Annotated in this window: 1 pseudogene; it reads right to left on the reverse strand. The window is 76.7% G+C overall.

The features are described from left to right. A pseudogene (locus G3I65_RS20370) lies at positions 1-486 on the reverse strand (CHAT domain-containing protein); the annotation flags it as partial.

The raw sequence follows: 486 nt of genomic DNA on the forward strand, positions 1-486 counted from the left end.
GTACCCGCCCGGCGCCCACCACAGCCGCGGCCACGACGCGCCGTCGGCAGGCGTTTCGCGGTAGCCGAGCGCGTCGAGGACCGGGCCGGCCACGGCGTCCCACAGCCAGGCGAGCACGTCGAGCAGGACCTGCTGGGCCGCCACGCGATCGGCGGCCGGATCGGCCGCTTCGCGCAGGGCCACGTGGAAGGCGTTGACCTGGTCGATCACGGCGGGCGCGGTCAGCCGAGGCAGCGGCAGCGCGGTGATGCCGGCCTCGGTGAGCAGGAGCGCTGTACCCCTGGTGCCCACGGTGAGCGTGACGATCGGGCCGTGGGCGGCCTCGGCCCGCAGTTCCTCGACGTCCGGGGGCAGCGCGAAGCCGGCGAATCCCGGTGTCCGCCGGATTTCCCGGAGCGTCGCGGTCAGCGCGGTCGCCACGCCGACGCGGTCCGGCCGCGGGTCGTCCGGCGCGGGCTCGCGGTCGAGGAGTTCGCGCAGCGCGGC

This window comes from Amycolatopsis sp. SID8362 (assembly GCF_010550475.1).
Taxonomy (GTDB): domain Bacteria; phylum Actinomycetota; class Actinomycetes; order Mycobacteriales; family Pseudonocardiaceae; genus Amycolatopsis; species Amycolatopsis eburnea.